We start from the raw sequence: 20,164 nt of genomic DNA on the forward strand, positions 1-20,164 counted from the left end.
TACCTTAAAGTTGAACCTCTAGTAATTAATAAAGTCAAAAGCTAGGGTATTAATGTATAAAAGGGGATGTTATGTGTAGTGATATGCTGATTACCGTCATATACATAAACGTACAATCGATACCCGCCCTCTTGTTCAGGAGTACAAAACTGAATATTAGAACCCCCATCCTCAGGCAAAAGATGATTCAAAACGTAATCATAATTTCCCTTCTTCATATCATCGAACCCTTCCGGACGTATTTCCCAGCAGTAAGACAACAGATCATTGTCGGGATCATGAGCAAAAGCCTGCACTTCCTGTACACTTCCTGCAGGCAGGTAAAGGCTGCGATGCAGGGGTTCACCATTCATGTGCAAGGAATCTAAACTGGGCGCCCAGTTATCTGGGTTAACTCCTGACCATCTTACCCTTAATCTGTTAACTGATTCTGTTTCAAAATCTTCAAAAGAAAACAAGCTATAAAAAGTCTCTGTTCTCTCGTACTTAGTACCCCAGTAAAAAGCATACCCTCCAAGAAAGTATGTACTATCCTTGTTGATCACATCCCAGTAATAGTCTACCTCCTGCCCTCTGAGGGTGCTGCTTTTTTCGAGAGGCGCCCCCCAGTCAGTAGAGTTAGCTTCCCAGGGACCCTCCGATCCCCATTCGCTTAATATATAGGCTTTGTTCCATCCAAAAAGCCCGCCAATCTCTTCTTGCAGGTAAGGCAAACGGGCAAAACCATTTACCCCCAGAATATCCAGATTTGGACATAACAGCCGCATCAAACCTCGCTTACTGAAATTTGGCCCCAGCGGCACCGCTGTCATTACCGGATGATTAGGATCAGTTTCGTGGATCATTTTGGCAATTCGGTCAATGGTATGTAAAACCATGAGTTGGTTGCCTCCAAACAAATGAACTTCATTACCAATACCCCACATCAACAAGGCCGGATGATCCTTATACTGTTCTACTACTTTTTTGAGGGCTGCAATTTTTTCATCCACAGCCCTGGAATTCCAGTAACTAAAATCATTGCCCCACCACTCATTTCCCACCTCCAAGCCAAGAGTAACGGTCAGGCCATAAGACGCAGCCTCGTCCAGAATCCTGCCTGCCTCATTTGTATTCCAGGTCCTGATAGAGTTTCCTCCATACAATGCAACCTTAGCCATATGCTTATGTCCGGCAGCGCCCTTGATATGGTAAGGCTTACCATGTCTGAAGAGGACAAATCTTCCATCCTGTTCCCGCACTTCCACGGTTGGAACAAAAGCCTCATCTTTTTCCTGACAAGAAAATGAAAGCAAACTAACAACCAATAACAAGAAGTAATATTTACACATGCTGACAGATCTTTAAGGGAGGATTAACAAGAACTTCGTGAGTATAAGCGCGTGTTACAGGCACAAATATAAAATTATTTCCTTTATAATTATCACTATTATAACTTTTAAATTAACTTTACCTCCATAATGACTCATGTAAGAAAAATGTCATTAAGTTTCACCGACCTATTTCAACAAGAGGCTTAACAGTGCTGCCACCTGCAGCCGAGGTTAAAACCACCTAGCTTAGGCTAAGTGCCAAAACTTTAAATAGAATTACACCACATTACTACTTATTCAAGAATACACATGCCAGACAGCCTTCACTATTTGCGCTCCACCCAACATATAGCCATTACGTTCACATTCCTAACGGAGCACCTATATTAAAGGCCACTGAGGCCCGTGCTTAACTAACTACAACTCCTCCAATGATGCATAAAAAAAAGTCTAAACTCCTTCTCCCTATCCTCATCCTCATTGGAGTAGGATTTCTCTTTTTGTTTCTCTACGGTTTTACAACAGTAGTTGAGGCTGGCCATCCGGTTCTTTATATACTACTAACCATAAGCCTGGGCTTTAAAATTGTACGCATTCTTTTTGAATGGTATCACTACGCAGGCATCAAACAACAGCCCGAACAGACTTGTGGCAGCAAAAAAGAATGGAAAGTAGACATGCTTACCACTGCCTGCCCCGGTGAGCCCAGAGAAATGATAGAGGAGACATTAAGGGCAATGGTAAATGTTAGCTACCCTCACCAAAACTACCTGTGCGATGAAGGCAATGATCCGGCACTTAAAGCCCTGTGTCAGGAATTAGGCGTGCATCATGTAACCCGTACTACACGAGAAAATGCCAAGGCAGGAAATATCAACAACGCGCTTGCACAGGCAAAGGGAGAAATATGTGTTATCATGGACCCCGACCATGCACCAACAGCTGATTTCCTGCACAAAACACTTCCTTATTTTGACGACCCCGAAACAGGCTATGTACAGGTAGTACAGGCTTATAAGAACCAAAACGAATCGTTGGTAGCACGCGGCGCAGCAGAACAGACCTATAATTTTTACGGTCCTTACATGAGCGCTATGGGCCAGTATGGTACGGCGCAGGCAATTGGCGCTAACTGTACCTTTCGAAGAGAAGCCCTTGATTCAATCGGTGGCCACGCCCCCGGCTTAACAGAAGACATGCACACCTCTATGCTGCTCCATGCCAAAGGCTGGAAATCAGTATATGTACCTGAAATTGTATCCAGAGGCTTAGTGCCAAGTACTTTATCAGCTTATTACAAACAGCAACTCAAGTGGTCAAGAGGCACCTTCGATCTCTGGTTTCATGTTTTCCCTCGCCTGTTTACAAAACTGTCGTGGCGCCAGAAACTTCATTACGGCTTACTACCGCTCTACTACCTTTTCGGTTTAGTTACCCTGATAGATGTAGCCGTACCAGTGTATGCCCTCTTCTCTGGAGATTATCCCTGGCACATGAACCCCCTGATATTCTTTGCTTATTATGCTCCTTTACTAATCAGCAGTTTACTTATAAGATTATTTGCCCAGAGATGGCTGAATGAGCCACACGAAAAGGGATTACATCTGACTGGAGGCATTTTAAGGGTAGGCGCCTGGTGGATTTACACAACAGGATTTATTTACACCCTGCTCAACATTAAGGTACCCTATATTCCCACACCAAAGGAACACGATGCAAAAAATGAATTTTTACTGGGTTTTCCCAACCTGCTGCTTGCCGTACTCTGCCTTGTATCTGTGATTTACGGTCTGCACATGGACTGGCAGCCATATAGTTTCCTGATGGCAGGCTTTGCCCTCTTCAACGCTTTTATTCTTTTCATTGCTTTTGCTATGGGCCAGACCCACTGGATCGACTTGTTGGTGCGCTTTAGCAACCGCTTAAAACTTCGTTACCTCTCACTCAGGTGGAAGCTGGCTGTCAAACCTTTTGGCAAAGTGGCATTACATTACTATATCCTGCTCTGCCCTATTTCCCTGCCGCTTATTGCACTACCATGGATCTTTTCTGAAGAAAAACAAGAAATCAATGCCTCCGGCGTTCGTAGCATGATTGTACAGAAAGAAATTGGTGGCTTTTATACGGGTATTTATCCAGCTGCTTCAGACAAGAGCATTATGGAACAGCTGGATAAAGCAGAGAGCGAAAGCAATCATTCATTTTCAATAGTCTCCACCTATCTTGCCTGGAGTGCCGCACCACTGCCTACTGCAGAATGGAGAAAAATAAGTGCCAAGGGCGCCATCCCCATGATTACGTGGGAACCCTGGACAAATCTTTTTCCACAATATGCCGATCATCCGGACTTAAGTCAGAACAGAAAAGTTTTTCTTTACATCACCGAGGGCTATTTCGATGAATACATTGATTCCGTAGCTGTTTCTATACGCTCACTTGGCTATCCTGTATTTCTTAGGTTTGCGCATGAAATGGACAACCCCATGTATCCCTGGTCTGCCAGCGGCAGCAACACTCCCAATGAATTTATTGCTGCCTGGCGTTATGTTCATAACCGGTTCCAGGCGCTGGGAGTCCAGAACGTAAGCTGGGTCTGGAATCCTTTAAAACCCTCCGCCTTCGATAACTATTACCCTAATGGCGCCCGCTATCCCGACAATATGTATATTGACTGGATTGGTGTTACCTGCCTGAATTACGGAAAAGCCAATGTAAGCCAGCAATGGTCTACTTTTGAGGAAATTTACAAGCCTTTTCAACTGAAGCGCCAAAGCTATTCAATTGATCTGCCGGTTATGCTGGCGGAGTTTGGCTCTACCTCCTATGGCGGCAATGGCGGCAAGTGGGTATCAGATGCTCTTAATCGCATACAGGATCACTATCCTGAAATTAAATCAACAGTACTCTTCTACAGCAAACAGGATAAAAACTGGGTCACCGACTGGCGGCCCACAGAGCGTGAAACCAGTATAGACTGGACCTACCAGCTTAGCCTCCTGGAGCCGGTGCTTAGTAAGTTTGATTTACCGGCCCAGTATGCCTTCGATAACAATGTTAATACTGATGCCCCAAAGCCAAAGTCGCGCATTGCGGGCAAAAATGGGAATTATACTATGCTGGTAGATGGTAAGCCTTTCTACATGAAAGGAATCTGCTATAATCCACAACACGACTGGCAGGATGGATTCCTGCCCCTCACAAGAAAGCAGCTGGAGAATGATTTCAGCCAGATCAAGGCCATGGGAGCCAACACCATCAGAAGGTACGAACCAGGCGTTTACGATGTAAACATGCTGAATGTGGCAGAAGAAACCGGCCTGTACATTATGTATGGATTCTGGTTTGACCCTTCAGTGGATTACCTCAAAGACAATGCAAAAAAAGCTGCCTACGAAGCAAAGGTTCTGAAGCATGTAAAAAAATATAAACACAGAAAATCTATCATAGCCTGGAATATTGGGAATGAAGCCTGGGGATTACAAAAGAAATATTTTGCAAAGCCTTACCTGACTATTACCCGCAGGGCTTACCTGGAGTTTCTGGAGGGCCTGGCACAAAAGATACGGGAAATAGACCCCGACCGACCCATTTTCGCCTCTGAAGAGCACGAGCACTATCAGTTGGCCAGTACTATTTACGAGATGAAAGCCCACCTTCCTTCCGTAGACGCAATTGGCATCAATTCCTACTACAAATCAAATATTACAACACTTCAGAATACATTTCTTCAATTCGATCAGTCCCGCCCTTACATAGTAACAGAATTTGGCCCTAAGGGCTACTGGCATCATGAATTTGGGGATTATTATAATGATACCGACTCTCTCCTGATTGAAGTATCCAGCCTTAGCAAAGCCCAGTGGTACCAAAGCCAGTGGGAAGATCACATAGCAAGCCAAAAGGGCTATAACCTTGGTGGCTTTGCCTTCAGCTGGCGCGACAGATATGAAGGAACTGCCACCTGGTTTGGCATAACTGACTACAAGGGCCGCCTAAAACCTGCCTACTACTATCTTCAAAAAGCCTTCAAGGGAATACCCGATCAGCAAAGCGCCTCTACAACAGCAAATTTTGCGAATATTACCATAGCAGGACCCTGGTATTCATTTAAACCTGGTGAAACCATATGGTTAACGGCTGGTGTTACAAATAATTATTCCGGCTCCTTATCCTTTGAATGGGAGGTACAGGAAGAATCGAGCTGGAAAAATGTTACAAGCATTCGGAATGACTTTTATGACAAGAAACACGTGGAGATCCAGCTACCGAATAAGAAATCACAGTACCGTGTTTATGTACATGCTGTTGATTCCGCAGGCAATGTGGTTACAGCCTCCAGGCCTCTCCTGATGGAGTAGCCGCAGGTAAAGATTGTCAATAATTATAAGTGAAGGATGAGCATGGTGTGATTAATCAACACCAAGGGAGGGATTAGCATCCACTGCCCGATACCATGGAAGAGGCTGCTGGTATTACTACACAATATCCTGTAAACAGGCGCAGTCTCTTTCATTTAAATAAACATGAATCGCAGCAGTTTAGCGGATAGAAACTTTTAGAAGAGAAACCCAAGCTGGTGCAACTGGTCCCGATAGCGCTATGGCATAAGGCATATTCCGATACACCTCACTTTGCTTTAGCAGGTAGCTTCAGCATGAACTTTAACGACTATCGGTTAATTTGCATTGCCGCGTTAAGCAGATGCTTGTTTCTGAGCCCTCCAGACGTGCTACTGATTCTACAAAAAAATCTACTCCTGCTGTACAGCGGCTAAATAATGGGCTTGTATAAAAGCTAGTGCATAATGGATACAGAGCCGGTAACAGACTTTTCTCCTTCTCCTAAATGTATAATGTAAGCATAAGAGCCAAGGGGGAGCTTTTTGCCTTTATAGGCACCATTCCAGGCCCTGGTGTAGCCACTGGATGTAAATACCAAATTACCCCACCGATCATAAACTTCGATTCTGCAGTTGGGATAATCAGAAATCATCAGTATTTCCCACTCATCATTAAGACCATCTCCATTAGGAGTGAAGGCATTGGGCACAAAGATTCCATCCACAACTGTAATGGTAACCTCATCAGTTGCACTACATCCCTGTTCATCGATAACGGTAAGGGTATAGGTAGTTGTTTTAGCCGGTCGGGCAATGGGATTAGCAATTGTTGGATCACTAAGGCCATCGGACGGAAACCACTCATACGCGCCCTCCCCACTGGCAAATAACTGAACTGACTCCCCCTGGGATACCTTGACGTCTTCACCTGCATAGATATCGGGAAGCTTGTTGATAATTGCCTTCACCGGCCTACGCTCGCTTTCACAGTTTCCATCAAAGTAAGCCACATAAAAGGTTGTTGTTTGGCTAAGAGCAGGGGTAGTAAAATGTCCATCTTCTGCTTCAGCCAAGGGCAAAGCGTCTGAAGCACTGGCATACCAACGGTAACTACCTGCACCTTCACCTCCCTCTTCCACCACTAACGTAACTTTTCCGGAGCCACATCGTGCCATGTCATTGACTACAGGAACAGCGGGTAAAGATTTACACACTACCTCTATTTTCACCAACGCACTTGCACATTTGGCATAACACTTATCCGAAATCACTTCACAAACCTCATAGGTAAAGGTATCAGTGCCTACAAAACCTGCATGGGGAGTGTAAATAAGCTGATCACCTGAAATGACCACCTCACCATTTTTTGGTGGAACAACAACAGCCGATATTCCAATGGCGTCGCCGGTAGTATGTGAATCATTCGCTAGAGCAGATATATGAACAGAGGTTAAAGGCTCTGTTGTGGCTCCATCATCCATTGCTTCCGGCTTACTATCTGCATCATTTACACATATCGTTTGCTCATTTTTGCGTGTTCCCGTAGAACCGGTAAAGCCGTAATATACTAAAGAATTCCCGCCGAAGATATTATTTATAATATCATCTGTATGACTGAAGCGGAGCTTTCCATCGAAATACATCTGCAATTCCTGCGTAGCCGGATTCCATTTGATTGTATAATCATGACACTGGTTATCTTCTATATCCGGATGATCGGGATCAATCCTGACTGCGGGAATCACCGCTGTGTTCAGATCACCATTATACACAAGTACAGTATGATCATCCCTTAGCTCATTTACAAGCTCACGATTGAAATAGGTATCGAATTCGATCGCAACCGAGGGCTTAATTACATCGATAGCCGCCTGATCAGTTGTATGAGTAGGATGATATGCAAAGCCCAACCCACCACCTGGCGTGCCCTTTGCATTAAATCCTCTTGCGTCATTATGCAGTACGAAGGCAATCCCATCTGCACCATCAGTATCTCTGGAGCCCAGGAAGAGCACAAAGTTTAGTTCAAGTGGCTTTGTTAAATCAACTTTCTTATCCCACCAGACAGCTCCAAACCGTCCTAACTCATCTTCTGTTACCTTGAAACATCTGTCTGATACTTTAACAGCATCTCCCTTTGGAATAAACTGGCAGAAAGAGATGCCTGGCAACAGCAGGAGTAACAGGATTAACCCACTCCTTATTTGCCTGAGGGACATATCCCGAATGATTGTCAGACCATCGCTTCTCAAAAGGAACATATTGATCGGGCCTAGTACAGAGGATAGAATATCACGATGTAAAATGCAGATTGAACAGTATAATAACCAAGAACATTACCTCAGCCCAATGCAGCAATTCACGCTAAACAGAAAGGAAAATAAAACTTATCAGTGATAAAATTATGAATAAAAAAGTTTAACAACAACATATCTCAAGGGAAATAATGAACCACACCCTCTTTTCATGCACAAATATTACCTCACTTGCAGCACAAACACAATTAGCTAACGGTGTGAATACACAACAAGCGGCCGCAGCATAAATTTCCGACGTATTATTCCTAAACAAAAGAACGGAGAGCAGGTAAGTCACTTGCCTGCTCTCCGCCTATTTAGAAACACAACTGATTCATCTCTTCCAAAGAGCCCGACAGGAGGATTGAATCTTATATATTCAACAATTACTCAAAGTAATTCAGGGTATTGTAGCCAGATTCAGCCAGGTACTTTTCTTTCTGCATCAGTTCCAGGTCTGACTGCATCATGTCTTTTACCAGGGCAGGCAGGTCGTACTTAGGCTCCCAACCCAGCACCTGTTTAGATTTGGTAGGATCGCCAATAAGCAGCTCTACCTCTGTTGGCCTGAAGTAACGAGGGTCTATACAAACAATCTCCTGGCCAGCAGGCAGTGCATGATCGCCGCTACAGCTCTTTACATACCCCTTCTCCTCTACGCCTTCTCCTTTAAATTCTATCTCTATGCCAAGTTCGGCAAAGGCCATGCGTACAAAATCACGCACGGTGGTAGTGATACCTGTGGCAATTACAAAGTCATCTGGTTTGTCCTGCTGCAGGATCAGGTACATAGCCTCTACATAGTCTTTGGCATGGCCCCAGTCGCGTTGTGCATCCAGGTTACCCAGGTACATCTTCTCCTGCATGCCCAGTGCAATACGTGCTGTGGCCCTGGTAATCTTGCGTGTTACAAAGGTTTCACCTCTTAGCGGCGACTCGTGGTTGAAAAGAATGCCGTTGCAGGCAAACATGTTGTAGGCCTCGCGGTAGTTAACGGTAATCCAGTAGGCATACATCTTTGCCACTGCATAGGGAGACCTGGGGTAGAAAGGAGTTTTCTCCGACTGTGGCACCTGCTGCACCAGACCATAAAGCTCGGAAGTGGAGGCCTGGTAAACGCGCGTCTTTTCTGTTAATCCCAGCAGGCGAACAGCTTCCAGTATGCGCAGTGTACCTATACCATCTGCATTGGCAGTATACTCCGGTGTATCAAAACTTACCCGCACATGGCTCATGGCAGCCAGGTTGTAGATCTCATCCGGCTGTACTTCCTGGATAATCCTGATCAGGTTGGTACTGTCGGTAAGGTCGCCATAGTGCAGCTTCAGGCGTATCTCCTTCTCGTGAGGATCCTGGTAAAGGTGGTCAATCCTGTCGGTATTGAACAAAGAGGTACGACGCTTGATGCCATGCACCATATATCCCTTTTCCAGAAGTAGTTCCGCAAGATAGGCGCCATCCTGGCCCGTGATCCCTGTAATTAATGCAGTCTTCATTATAAGTCTTACAATGCAGTAAATTTACTGCAGCATGTTATTAATGTGTATTATGTAGTAATTCTTAAGCCAGAATATCTTTGGCGTGATGCTGTAAGAAATCCTCATAGGCAAGAGCGATTCCTGCCCTTAAGTCAGTCTTGTGCTTCCAGCCCAGCGCATGAAGTTTGCTTACATCCATTAATTTACGTGGTGTACCATCAGGCTTGGTGGTATCAAACTTTATTTCTCCCGCGTAGCCTACAATATCGCTCACCAATGCTGCCAGCTCTCCTATTGATATATCTTCTCCTGTACCAATATTTACAAGCTCCTTCTCATTGTAGTGCTCCATTAAAAAAAGGCATGCCTCTGCCAGATCATCTGCAAAGAGAAATTCTCTTTTGGGAGTACCAGTACCCCAAACCACTACTTCTGAAAGCCCTGCTTCTTTAGCTTCGTGGAAACGGCGAATCAGGGCCGGTAGCACGTGGCTGTTTTCGGGATGGTAGTTATCGCCATAACCATACAGGTTAGTAGGCATTACAGATATGAAATTGCAGCCATACTGATCGCGGTAAGCTTCGCATAGCTTAATACCGGCAATTTTTGCGATGGCATAAGGCTCATTGGTTTGCTCCAGCGTGCCTGTAAGCAGGTACTCTTCTTTGAGAGGTTGTGGTGCCAGTTTAGGATATATACAGGAAGACCCCAGGAAACAAAGCTTTTTTACCCCATGCTGGTAAGCTGCGTGAATAACATTTGCTTCGATCATGAGGTTATCGTACAGAAACTCAGCCCGATAGGTATTATTTGCCATAATCCCCCCCACTTTAGCAGCAGCCAGAAATACATATTCAGGCTTTTCTTCTTCAAAGAATTTATCTACTGCTACCTGGTTGCGCAGATCAACTTTGGATGAAGACCTGGTAAGCAAATTATGATAGCCCTCCTTTTTCAGTGCTCTGTAGATGGCAGAGCCGACCATACCCCTATGGCCCGCTACATATATTTTTGAATTTTTATTCATATCCCCACTTTATTCTTTTCAACGCCTTCTCACAATACCCAATACTCAAAAAGAGTTCCTACACTGGCGGGTAAAAGAGTAACTTCTAAACTTTTTTTAACATACCACTGACACACAGGTAGCTTGACCGCTCTCATTAGTAACAATAAAGGCCACCCACATTATCAGAATGCAAATATCAAGAAAATTTAATGATTAACGCCTTTTAGCCATAACTGATAAATGGTTAAAAAATGCTTAAATCTTACGCAAGGTATGAATAATCTTTTTTACTTTATCATTTTTTAATGACATAAATGAAAGTATAGGATAAAATAGAGGCAGAACCAATAAAAAACCCCGGCTCATTTTTATCATGAGCCGGGGTTTTATGGTTGCCTTGTGTACTGCTTCTTACTGCACAAATGGATCGATGGTTTCGATGGTGCCATCGGGGCGGTGGGTTAACTCTGTTACTTTAATGCTCCTTAAATGGGTTTTGCCACCGGAAAGAGAGCTGTCGTGATAGAACAGGTACCACTTGCCTTCAAACTCCACAATAGAGTGGTGGTTGGTCCAGCCCAGTACCGGCTTCAGAATTACACCCTGATAGGTGAAGGGCCCGTAAGGGTTATCGCCAACGGCATAGGCAATGTTATGGGTATCGCCGGTTGAGTAAGAAAAATAGTATTTGCCATTGTACATATGCATCCAGGCAGCTTCAAAAAACCTTCTTTCGTTATCTCCGGCCAGCAGGGGCTGCCCGTTCTCATCCAGGATCTGCACATCCTTCAGCTCTTCGGCAAAGCCCAGCATATCGTTGCTCATGCGTGCTACTTTTGGCATCAGGGCAGGCTGGTCGTCGGCAGGGTAGGTATCTTCGGGCTTATAGGCACCGGTGCTCCAGCGTTGCAGCTGTCCGCCCCAGATCCCACCTAAATACATATAGTGGGTGCCGTCTTTATCCTTAAAAACAGTTGGGTCAATGCTGTAGCTGTTTGCAATGGGCTGTGGCTGTGGCTTGAATGGCCCTGTGGGAGAATTGCTGGTAGCAACACCAATGCGGAATATATCCTGCTTGTCTTTTACCGGGAAGTAGAGGTAGTAGGTACCATTGTTAAAGGCTGCATCGGGTGCCCATAGCTGGCGGCCGGCCCATGGAATGTCTTTGATATCGAGGGCTACGCCATGGTCTTTTACCTCTCCGCCAATACGGTCCATTGAAAACACATGGTAGTCGCGCATATCAAAGTGAGAGCCATCGTCTTTCTCGGGTATGCCCGCATCAACATCGTGTGAGGGGTAGATGTATATTTTGCCATCGAACACATGCGCCGACGGATCGGCTGTATACATGTGCGTAACAAGCGGCTCCGAGAGAAATCTCTGGTTTTGAGCGGCAGTATCTCCGGCTGCTGTTTCCTGAGCAACCGTATCGGCTTCGGCAGTGGTGGCTTCGGTATTACTGCTCTGGCAGGCTCCTGCCAGCATAGAAGTGGCCATCAGCACAAGCGCTGAATGTTTAAACGATGAGTTGGTAAGCATAATTGGTGGTTGTATACTATTGGTTCAATGCTTAAAAAAGCTGTACAGACAAAGCTTTCAGGCTCCGGTAATTGTACAGTTTCCTGTAATGTCAATTATACAATATTAAGCCATTGTTGCAAAACATAATTGCAACAAACTGGCTAACTTTCAGATAAATTGCTGCAACTGGTTGCATTAATTTCTGCAATTTGTTACAATCTACTGGAAATAATGCCTGCTTTTTTTATTATTTCAGCTGTGTTTTTTAGCCCGGTAATTGTCTGGTCGCAGTGATCAGGCAGCATAAAAACGGATAGCTTTAAACGCCAGAGGTGCTTCCATAGCGTAGGAATCAACTCCTTTGCTATGAAAGCACCTCTCGTTATAAAATTCATTTAAGCTTACTTAACCGGATAAATACGCGCTGCCCAGCCACCACCTGGTGCCATTTCTGCCTTTAGCTGATCTTTGGAGCTTACCTTCACCACTTCACGTACGTAGTCCGATCCTTCCCTGTCTGCATTGATGCCATCTTTGAAAATCTCGGCCTCATAGGCACCTTCGGGTAAAAAGGAAAAAGCAATATCTACATCGTGGCCATCCCAGTTGGTGATGGCACCCACATACCAGGTGTCGCCTTTTCTGCGGGCTATGGCTGCATACTCCGACACCTTACCCTCAAGAGCAACGGTTTCATCAAAGGTAGTAGGTACCGAAGCAATAAAGCGGGTACTCTCCTGCTCTCTTTGGTAGCTGGTAGGGTTATCTGCCAGCATGTTGAAGGGCGCCTCGTACATTACATACAGCGCCAGCTGATGCGCACGGGTACCCTGGCTCATAGGTGTGGAGTGTATGGCGCGGAAGTTATGCTTGTTGGCATTGTTCATGGCGCCAGGGGTATAATCCATGGGGCCGGCCAGCATGCGGATAAAGGGAATGGTACTGTCGTAGAGCGGGAAATCGGGATTAGACCATTTTGCCTGCTCCAGCCCGTGCACACCCTCAAAATTAACCACATTGGGGTAGGTACGCTGCAGCCCTGTTGGCTTATAGGCACCATGATAATCGATCATCAACTTATACTCAGCTGCTTTTTGGGCCAGGTTGTAGTAAAAGTCTACCATCTTCTGATCATCACGGTCCATAAAATCAACTTTAAAGCCTTTTACGCCCATTTTAGAGTAGGTAGAAAGTGCTTCGTCGGTCTTCTTGCTCAGTGGCAGCCAGCCGCCCCACAGCCATATCCCTACATTTTTCTGCTTTGCATAATCAATGATCTCCTGCAGGTTAATTTCGGGCACAATCTTCATAATATCCTCAGAGGTAGCCCAGCCTTCATCGAGCAGCACGTTTTCGATATTATTGGCTGCTGCAAAATCTATGTAATACTTATAAGTATCTGTGTTGATGCCTGCACGGAAATCCACGCCAGAAATATTCCAGTCATTCCACCAGTCCCAGGCAACCTTACCCGGCTCTACCCAGGAGGCATCTTTGATCCTGGAAGGGGAGGCCAGCTTGTAGATCATGTCGTTGTTCAGCAGATCCTTATCCTCTTCGCTCACAATGAGCACACGCCAGGGAAAGCTGCGGCTGCCTTCTGTTTTTGCTATGTAGGGCGCCCGCTTCATTACGTACGACTGCAGGTTGTTGTGGCCACCCTGCTTTTCTTCTACAGGATAGGGGGCAAAATCGCCGGTTAAGGAGAAATCCTTCCCGCCTGCCTTCAGGAACATACCAGGGTAGCTCTCCAGGTCTGCCTCTGTAATGGCTGCTTTTATGCCGTTGGGCAGCTCTACCAGTACAGGGGCAAAAGCCAGTGTATCTTTATTGATCTCTGAGAGGCGGATGTGGTTATAAATGTTCTCGAAAGAGATCTGGTACATATCACCTACATGCGGATCATTCGCATAGGGTATGTAGATCATGTGGTCTTGTGGAAAATTGAATTCAGCTACCTCTGAAGCCACAGTAATGGGCTTTCTCTTTTTAGTAAAGAAGCGATAAGCCACGCCATCATTGTAGGCGCGGAAGATCACACCATAGTCGCCCCTGAAGTTAAGGGTGAGCTGGTTGTAACGATCTTCAATTACATCCTTTTTATAGTTAAGCGCTTTAATGGTGGTGTTTACACTTTCGGGTTTGGAGGAGGCAACCTTAACATTTTCGCCAAGGGTCTGGCCGCCTTCCAGGCGCATGGCAATGGAAGAGGGGGCTATTACCTGCTGCTGCCCATGTTGCACCGACCACTGCAGCTGCCCTGCAGCATCAACCGTAACCTGAATTTTATTATCAGGAGAGTTAAGCCTGAACTGCTGGTTCTTCTGTGCATAAACAACGCCTGCACTGAGCAGCAGCACAAGTATGATGTATATGTTTCTCATCATGATGGTATAGTGAAAAGTAGTTGGTACCGGTTATCAGGTATGAGCAATAATTCCTTGAACACTTCAGGAAATCATTTCTAAACTGGCTGAATATAGTTTTAAACTGCCACCTAAAGCATAGCACTGCAGACCGCCTGCATTTGGCATTGCTCCTACTCTGCAAAGTAGTAAACGATTGCTGAAATAGAACTTTTTAGTTACTGTTTTTAAAGAAGATTATCTGCATGGCAGTAAATACCACAAAAGCCTGCTAAAAACAGATTAGCTGGCTAAGAAGCAGATGTAGCTGTAGTGCTTAGGCACCTACTTACCTCTGCTTACTTTTGTTCGCCCTTACACTCAACCTACATTTAGGTTACCAGAGCACCAGTACGCTCATAATACCTTTACCTGGGTATGGCCATGCGGAGCTGGTTTACCATCCTCGCCTAAATTAACAAATACCATTTTATCTATGGTGAGGATGCTGCTCTTGGTAATAAGGTTGCGCACTTCGCAGCGCAGGGTAATGGAGGTATTACCAAATGAAGCCACCGCCAGACCCAGCTCTATGATATCGCCCAGGCGGGCAGAGCTTACAAAGTTGATCTCTGAAATATATTTGGTTACCACCCGGCTGTTATCTAGCTGGGCAATAGCATAAATGGCAGCTTCTTCATCGAGCCAGCGCAGCAGGCTGCCACCAAAAAGCGTACCATTGGGATTCAGGTCTTCGGGTTTTACCCATTTGCGGGTGTGAAATTTCATGCTTGCTAGGTTCAAAAATGTCTATGTTTTAACGATTGCTGTTTTCTCCACACAGCTTGGAGGGCTGCAGCACAAACTACCGCCTGTTCTAAAAACTAATATGGAATCAGGGGCCTATGTTTGAGAGAAAACTACACTGTTTTATGTTATCATGTCAAATACTAAGGCATTGTTTTGTATTTTCAGCTGTTTTTAAGATGCTGTACGGAACATTACAGGCCTATGGCTACAGAATCGTGAAACATTCAGCATCAGATGCCTTTTTATCGGAACAATGGGCGCTGTAATTCGTCAGTTATATTAGATTTTTAAACATTTGCCTCCGGGGCAAAGCTTACTTTTAAGGGGATATGACGCAGGACTTTCAGGAGATAAACATTCAGATACCACGTACCGATAAGCCAAGGGTGGTTATCATAGGCGGAGGCTTTGCAGGCCTTAACATTATGAAGGCAATTGACACCCGCTACTACCAGGTTGTGGTGCTCGACCGGCATAATTACCATACCTTTCAGCCCTTGCTGTACCAGGTAGCTACTGCCGGCCTGGAGCCAGGTTCTATTGCCGGCCCGCTGCGGCACTTCATCGAAAATAACGAAGAGGTGTTTTTCCGCATGGCCAAGGTTACCAGAATCAACCCCGAGCGCAGAACTGTTACCACGCCGGTTGGGGAGCTTAAGTATGATTACCTGATCATTGCCTGTGGATCGCGCACCAATTACTTTGGCAAAGACGAAGCTTTCAAGGAAGCCCTGCCCCTGAAGCAGATTCCGCAGGCGCTGAACATGCGCTCCCACATTCTGCAAAACTTTGAGAAGGCCGTTAACACTGTTGATAGTTACGAGCTAAGAAGCCTGCTTAATATTGTAATTGTAGGCGGCGGACCTACCGGTGTGGAAGTAGCCGGGGCTTTGGGCGAGCTGCGCAGCCATGTATTACCTAAAGACTACCCCGAGCTTAACTTCAGGCAAATGCAGATTTACCTGGTGGAGGGCTTGCCACGCCTGCTCAATGGCATGAGCGATAAGGCCGGCAGAAAAGCTACCAAGTACCTCAAAGATTTTGAGGTAAACCTCATGCTCAACACCATAGTAGAATCTTACGATGGTAAAGAAGTGCGCCTCAACAATGGAGAAATTATTCCAACCCAAACCCTCGTATGGGCAGCTGGCGTAAAAGGAAACATTATTCCCGGCCTGCCCGATGAGGTAATTGAGCGCGACAGGATTCTGGTAGATGATTTTAACAGGGTGAGGGGATCTGACAGTATTTTTGCCGTTGGCGATATTGCCCAGCTTACAACGGAAAAGTACCCGAAAGGACTACCCATGCTGGCGCCTGTGGCGATACAGCAGGGTGAGCGGCTGGCCAAGAACCTGAACCGCGCCATGGAGGGGAAAGAAATGAAGCCATTCAAATATACCAACAAAGGCTATATGGCTACTGTGGGTCGTAACAGGGCGGTGGTAGATATGCCCAACGGCTGGAGCTTTGGTGGTTTTATGGCCTGGATGGCCTGGATGTTTATTCACCTGCTTTACCTGATTGGCTTCCGCAATAAGCTGGTGGTACTCAACAACTGGATCTGGAATTACTTTACCTACGATCGCGGCATACGCCTGATCATACGTCCGTTTAACAGGGAAGAAAAATTAAAGCAACATGAGGCAGAAATCTCGGGGGTCAAGTAGCAATGCTTACCCCCAGACTTTTGTGCCTTCTGTGCAGTTCCGGCACATTTCTATCTGATCCCTGCCTTTCAGGATAAGGGAGCGAAACTGCTCATACTCGCCGCTGTTCCATATCTCGCGGAAGCTTTTTTGCTGCGCATCGCCCAGGCGGTGGTGGGCATCTTTATCAAAACAACAGGGCACTACCTTACCATCCCAGGTTACCACGCAGCTGTGCCACATTTTCCAGCAGTGGTCCAGCAGCTTGTTTTTAATATGCCAGCGACCATCGATACCCTGCTGATAGCGGCTGTAGCGGCCAATAGTGGGGATCAGGGGCGATCCTTCTTCATAGTCGTAAATCTGTGCTGTTTTAAACCAGACATCATCTACGCCTAATTGCTTTGCCAGCTTTTTTGCATCCTCCAGCTGATGCTCATTGGGACGTACCACCAGAAACTGGAACACCACATAGGGTGTTCGGCTCTTTAACTGTTTTCGCCACTGCAGCAGACGCTTTGTTCCCTCCAGTACTTTTTCCAGCTTTCCGCCCACCCGGTATTGTTCGTACACCTCCTGGGTAGTGCCATCCAGCGATATAATAAGGCGGCTCAGGCCGCTCTCTACCGTCTGTCGTGCGCGCTCATCGCTAAGATAGTGGGCGTTGGTAGAGGTAGCTGTGTAAATACCCCGCTGATGCGCGTATTGCACCAGGTCCAGGAACTGAGGATGCAGGTAAGGCTCGCCCTGAAAATAAAGCAGGAGGTAGAGCAGGGTATCCTGCAGCTCATCAATAACTTTTTGGTATACCTCGTGCTGCAGCATGCCGGTGGGCCGGCTAAAAGAGCGCAGGCCGCTGGGGCACTCGGGGCAACGCAGATTACAGTGTGTGGTGGGCTCAAACGAAATACTTAGCGGCATGCCCGATATGCCGGCCCTACCACTGGTTCTACTATAGTAGTAGCTACCCAGCACCTGAGCAGCGTTGCGCAACTTGCGTGGCGTCAGGGTTCGGGAAAAATTATAGCCGTCCAGTAATGCACTCATATCTCTCTACTTCAAAACTACACAGCCTGTGCAGCAATCCCAAAAGCAGCAGAAGGAAATAATACATTGCCGTGAATAAAGGGGTGCATTGAACCAACCAGAATAACTATCTGAAATTATAAAAGAAGAGAAAATGCTGAGTTAATACTGCTATACCAGCGCTGTCAGTAGCAGAACAAATGGTAAAAAAATCAAGAGTAAGTAGTAAGTGGCGTGAAGTCTGCAGAGGAATTCCTGGCAGAACCAGAAACACTAATGGTTAAACAACAAAACAGGCAGGTTAAAGCAGGCGGATTTTTAGTGGCAGTTTTGGCTTTGGCTGAAGCCTGACGGCCAGAAAATAAGAGGGCTACAAGAAAGAATATAAGGTGCTTAGCAGTTACAGCTGCTCATCGAGCTGCTCCTCATCCGGACGAGAATATTCGTACCAGAATTCATAATCTTCGTACGCTATACAATCTTCCGCCACTGAGCCTCCCTCTTCCAGCTTTGTCAGGTATGTTTCGGGCAGCCAGTCACGCAGCGAACTGGCCTGGGGCGTCGGCAGCTTTGACAAGCGTATGTACTCTGTAGTACCTAAACGGTGTGGTGCTAACTTTGGCATATCTATTCCCTGTTTTACTAAAGTACGGCAAATGATTATGGCTGTAGCTCTATTTCCCTTTAAGCTATTGTTATCATTACCGTTACCCTATAGACACAACAAAAACGCTGCCAGTTGTAAGTAACAAATAATATTTTTCAGATAAACAACAAAAGCCCCAGAGCAGGCTGCAATGGGGCTTTTTATATGTGTAGTAATTCTCTACAGCTGGGGAAGATATCCCGCAGCAATTATCCACTATTGCTTCATGCGGGTGTAGTGCTGATAGAAAGCCACAATGGTTTCGATGCCCTTGAAGTAGTTAAAGACTCCATATTTCTCATTCGGTGAGTGTATGTTATCAGAATCAAGACCAAAACCCAGGAGCACAGAATCGAGGCCCAGCTCTTTCTGGAAGAGGGAAACAATGGGAATACTGCCACCATCGCGGGTAGGCACAGGCGTTTTGCCCCAGCACTCTTCAAAAGCAGCACTTGCCGCCCTGTATTCTGTAGAATCTGTGGGTACTACAGCTGCTTCGCCACCGTGGTGCGGCTTTACTGTTACTTTTACACCTGCAGGTGCAATAGACTTAAAATGCTTTGTAAATAGCTGTGTAATTTCTTCTGATTCCTGGTTGGGCACCAGGCGCATAGAAATTTTAGCATAAGCCTTGGAAGGCAGTACCGTTTTGGCGCCTTCGCCTATGTATCCGCCCCAGATACCATTTACATCCAGGGTTGGGCGTATGCCCACGCGCTCAATGGTACTGTAACCTTCTTCGCCATATACCTCGGCAATGCCCAGGTCCTGGGTAAACTCTTTTTCATCGTAAGGTGCATCGTGCAGCGCCTCACGTTCCTCCAGGCTTAGGGTGGCTACTTTATCGTAGAAGCCGGGTATGGTAATATGTCTTTTTTCGTCGTGCAGAGAAGCAATCATGCTGCAGAGTACATTAATGGGGTTTGCCACTGCACCACCATAACGGCCAGAATGCAAGTCGCGGTTTGGCCCTACAACCTCTACCTCCAGATAGCTCATGCCACGAAGGCCAACCGTTATGGAAGGCGTCTGGTTAGAGATAATGCCTGTATCTGAAATCAGGATCACATCGGCCCTAAGCAAATCTTTATTGGCACGCACAAACTTCTCAAGGTTAGAAGAACCTACTTCCTCCTCGCCTTCTATCATGAACTTAACATTGCAGCTAAGGCTTTGGGTGCGCATCATGGCCTCAAATGCCTTTACGTGCATATACACCTGCCCTTTATCATCGCAGGCTCCGCGGGCAAAAATAGCTCCCTGCGGGTGCTCGGGCGTTTTCTTAACAACCGGTTCAAAAGGCGGGCTGTCCCACAGCTCATAGGGGTCGGCAGGCTGTACATCGTAGTGCCCATACACCAGCACTGTTGGCAAAGCAGGGTCAACCTTTTTTTCTGCAAATACAATAGGATGTCCGGTAGTTTCGAAAAGCTCAACCCTATCGGCACCAGCCTCGCTCAAACGATTGCAAAGATATTCTGCAGCCCGGCGTACATCGCCCTGAAATTTAGAATCGGCACTTACCGAAGGAATGCGCAGCAGATCAAAAAGCTCGCCCAGAAAGCGGTCTTTGTTTTCTTCGATATAATTACGGTACAATGGCTGGGTGTTATTTTCCATATAGGTCAGGAATAGATTAGGCTAAAAATGTAATGCCACAAATATACACTTTTTCATAAAAGGGGTACCTGCGGTTAATTGCTTAAGCGCTGCAACATAAAATTGTTT

At 46.0% G+C, this 20,164-nt stretch carries 12 protein-coding genes; 2 read left to right on the forward strand and 10 right to left on the reverse strand.

From position 1 onward, the window contains the following. Positions 1-41 precede the first annotated feature (41 nt). On the reverse strand, positions 42-1,160 hold the full coding sequence (locus KWJ01_RS25245) for a cellulase family glycosylhydrolase (protein WP_224999913.1): 1,119 nt from the start codon (positions 1,158-1,160) through the stop codon (positions 42-44). A gap of 584 nt (positions 1,161-1,744) precedes the next feature. Here KWJ01_RS25245 and KWJ01_RS25250 point away from each other — a divergent pair. Further along, positions 1,745-5,671: a glycosyltransferase gene (locus KWJ01_RS25250; RefSeq protein ID WP_224999914.1), complete on the forward strand. Its 3,927-nt coding sequence runs from the start codon at positions 1,745-1,747 to the stop codon at positions 5,669-5,671. Positions 5,672-6,107: 436 nt separating this feature from the next. On the opposite strand, the gene KWJ01_RS25255 is transcribed toward KWJ01_RS25250, so the two are convergent. The 6 genes from KWJ01_RS25255 to KWJ01_RS25280 form a co-directional block, all read right to left on the reverse strand. Beyond that, positions 6,108-7,871, reverse strand: a complete 1,764-nt coding sequence (locus tag KWJ01_RS25255) for a gliding motility-associated C-terminal domain-containing protein (RefSeq protein WP_224999915.1) — start codon at positions 7,869-7,871, stop codon at positions 6,108-6,110. Between the two features lie 464 nt (positions 7,872-8,335). After that, positions 8,336-9,445: a GDP-mannose 4,6-dehydratase gene (gene gmd, locus KWJ01_RS25260; protein ID WP_224999916.1), complete on the reverse strand. Its 1,110-nt coding sequence runs from the start codon at positions 9,443-9,445 to the stop codon at positions 8,336-8,338. 64 nt (positions 9,446-9,509) lie between these two features. Continuing rightward, positions 9,510-10,454, reverse strand: coding sequence for a GDP-L-fucose synthase (locus KWJ01_RS25265; protein WP_224999917.1), 945 nt, complete (start codon positions 10,452-10,454; stop codon positions 9,510-9,512). 393 nt (positions 10,455-10,847) lie between these two features. Beyond that, positions 10,848-11,978 (reverse strand): glycoside hydrolase family 43 protein, encoded by a 1,131-nt coding sequence (locus KWJ01_RS25270; RefSeq protein ID WP_224999918.1) that lies wholly within the window; start codon positions 11,976-11,978, stop codon positions 10,848-10,850. A 383-nt stretch (positions 11,979-12,361) separates the two neighbouring features. Next, a complete protein-coding gene (locus tag KWJ01_RS25275; protein WP_224999919.1) occupies positions 12,362-14,347 on the reverse strand; it encodes a glycoside hydrolase family 97 protein in 1,986 nt (661 codons plus the stop codon). Positions 14,348-14,722: 375 nt separating this feature from the next. After that, positions 14,723-15,094: an acyl-CoA thioesterase gene (locus KWJ01_RS25280; RefSeq protein ID WP_224999920.1), complete on the reverse strand. Its 372-nt coding sequence runs from the start codon at positions 15,092-15,094 to the stop codon at positions 14,723-14,725. 350 nt (positions 15,095-15,444) lie between these two features. Here KWJ01_RS25280 and KWJ01_RS25285 point away from each other — a divergent pair, with 350 nt between their 5' ends. Beyond that, entirely contained in the window at positions 15,445-16,785 is a 1,341-nt protein-coding gene (locus KWJ01_RS25285) for an NAD(P)/FAD-dependent oxidoreductase (protein ID WP_224999921.1), read from the forward strand. Between the two features lie 6 nt (positions 16,786-16,791). Here KWJ01_RS25285 and KWJ01_RS25290 read toward each other — a convergent pair whose 3' ends face one another. The 3 genes from KWJ01_RS25290 to KWJ01_RS25300 form a co-directional block, all read right to left on the reverse strand. After that, positions 16,792-17,811 carry an SPASM domain-containing protein gene (locus tag KWJ01_RS25290; protein ID WP_224999922.1) on the reverse strand — a complete coding sequence of 340 codons (1,020 nt, stop codon included), beginning with the start codon at positions 17,809-17,811 and terminating at the stop codon, positions 16,792-16,794. 379 nt (positions 17,812-18,190) lie between these two features. After that, the gene (locus KWJ01_RS25295) at positions 18,191-18,415 is read right to left on the reverse strand and encodes a hypothetical protein (RefSeq protein ID WP_224999923.1); all 225 of its coding nucleotides are present in this window, start codon (positions 18,413-18,415) and stop codon (positions 18,191-18,193) included. 237 nt (positions 18,416-18,652) lie between these two features. Continuing rightward, positions 18,653-20,056: a dipeptidase gene (locus tag KWJ01_RS25300; protein WP_224999924.1), complete on the reverse strand. Its 1,404-nt coding sequence runs from the start codon at positions 20,054-20,056 to the stop codon at positions 18,653-18,655. Between the last annotated feature and the right edge of the window lie 108 nt (positions 20,057-20,164).

Source organism: Cesiribacter sp. SM1, assembly GCF_020178975.1.
In the GTDB taxonomy this organism is placed as follows: domain Bacteria; phylum Bacteroidota; class Bacteroidia; order Cytophagales; family Cyclobacteriaceae; genus Cesiribacter.

What these genes read in the sequence shown, in the direction of transcription:
- gmd (WP_224999916.1), bottom strand. Translation starts at nt 9,445, where the DNA reads ATGAAGACTGCATTAATTACAGGGATCACGGGCCAGGATGGCGCCTAT.
- KWJ01_RS25295 (WP_224999923.1), bottom strand. Translation starts at nt 18,415, where the DNA reads ATGCCAAAGTTAGCACCACACCGTTTAGGTACTACAGAGTACATACGC.
- KWJ01_RS25255 (WP_224999915.1), bottom strand. Translation starts at nt 7,871, where the DNA reads ATGTCCCTCAGGCAAATAAGGAGTGGGTTAATCCTGTTACTCCTGCTG.
- KWJ01_RS25265 (WP_224999917.1), bottom strand. Translation starts at nt 10,454, where the DNA reads ATGAATAAAAATTCAAAAATATATGTAGCGGGCCATAGGGGTATGGTC.
- KWJ01_RS25275 (WP_224999919.1), bottom strand. Translation starts at nt 14,347, where the DNA reads ATGATGAGAAACATATACATCATACTTGTGCTGCTGCTCAGTGCAGGC.
- KWJ01_RS25290 (WP_224999922.1), bottom strand. Translation starts at nt 17,811, where the DNA reads ATGAGTGCATTACTGGACGGCTATAATTTTTCCCGAACCCTGACGCCA.
- KWJ01_RS25250 (WP_224999914.1), top strand. Translation starts at nt 1,745, where the DNA reads ATGATGCATAAAAAAAAGTCTAAACTCCTTCTCCCTATCCTCATCCTC.
- KWJ01_RS25245 (WP_224999913.1), bottom strand. Translation starts at nt 1,160, where the DNA reads ATGGCTAAGGTTGCATTGTATGGAGGAAACTCTATCAGGACCTGGAAT.
- KWJ01_RS25300 (WP_224999924.1), bottom strand. Translation starts at nt 20,056, where the DNA reads ATGGAAAATAACACCCAGCCATTGTACCGTAATTATATCGAAGAAAAC.
- KWJ01_RS25280 (WP_224999920.1), bottom strand. Translation starts at nt 15,094, where the DNA reads ATGAAATTTCACACCCGCAAATGGGTAAAACCCGAAGACCTGAATCCC.
- KWJ01_RS25270 (WP_224999918.1), bottom strand. Translation starts at nt 11,978, where the DNA reads ATGCTTACCAACTCATCGTTTAAACATTCAGCGCTTGTGCTGATGGCC.
- KWJ01_RS25285 (WP_224999921.1), top strand. Translation starts at nt 15,445, where the DNA reads ATGACGCAGGACTTTCAGGAGATAAACATTCAGATACCACGTACCGAT.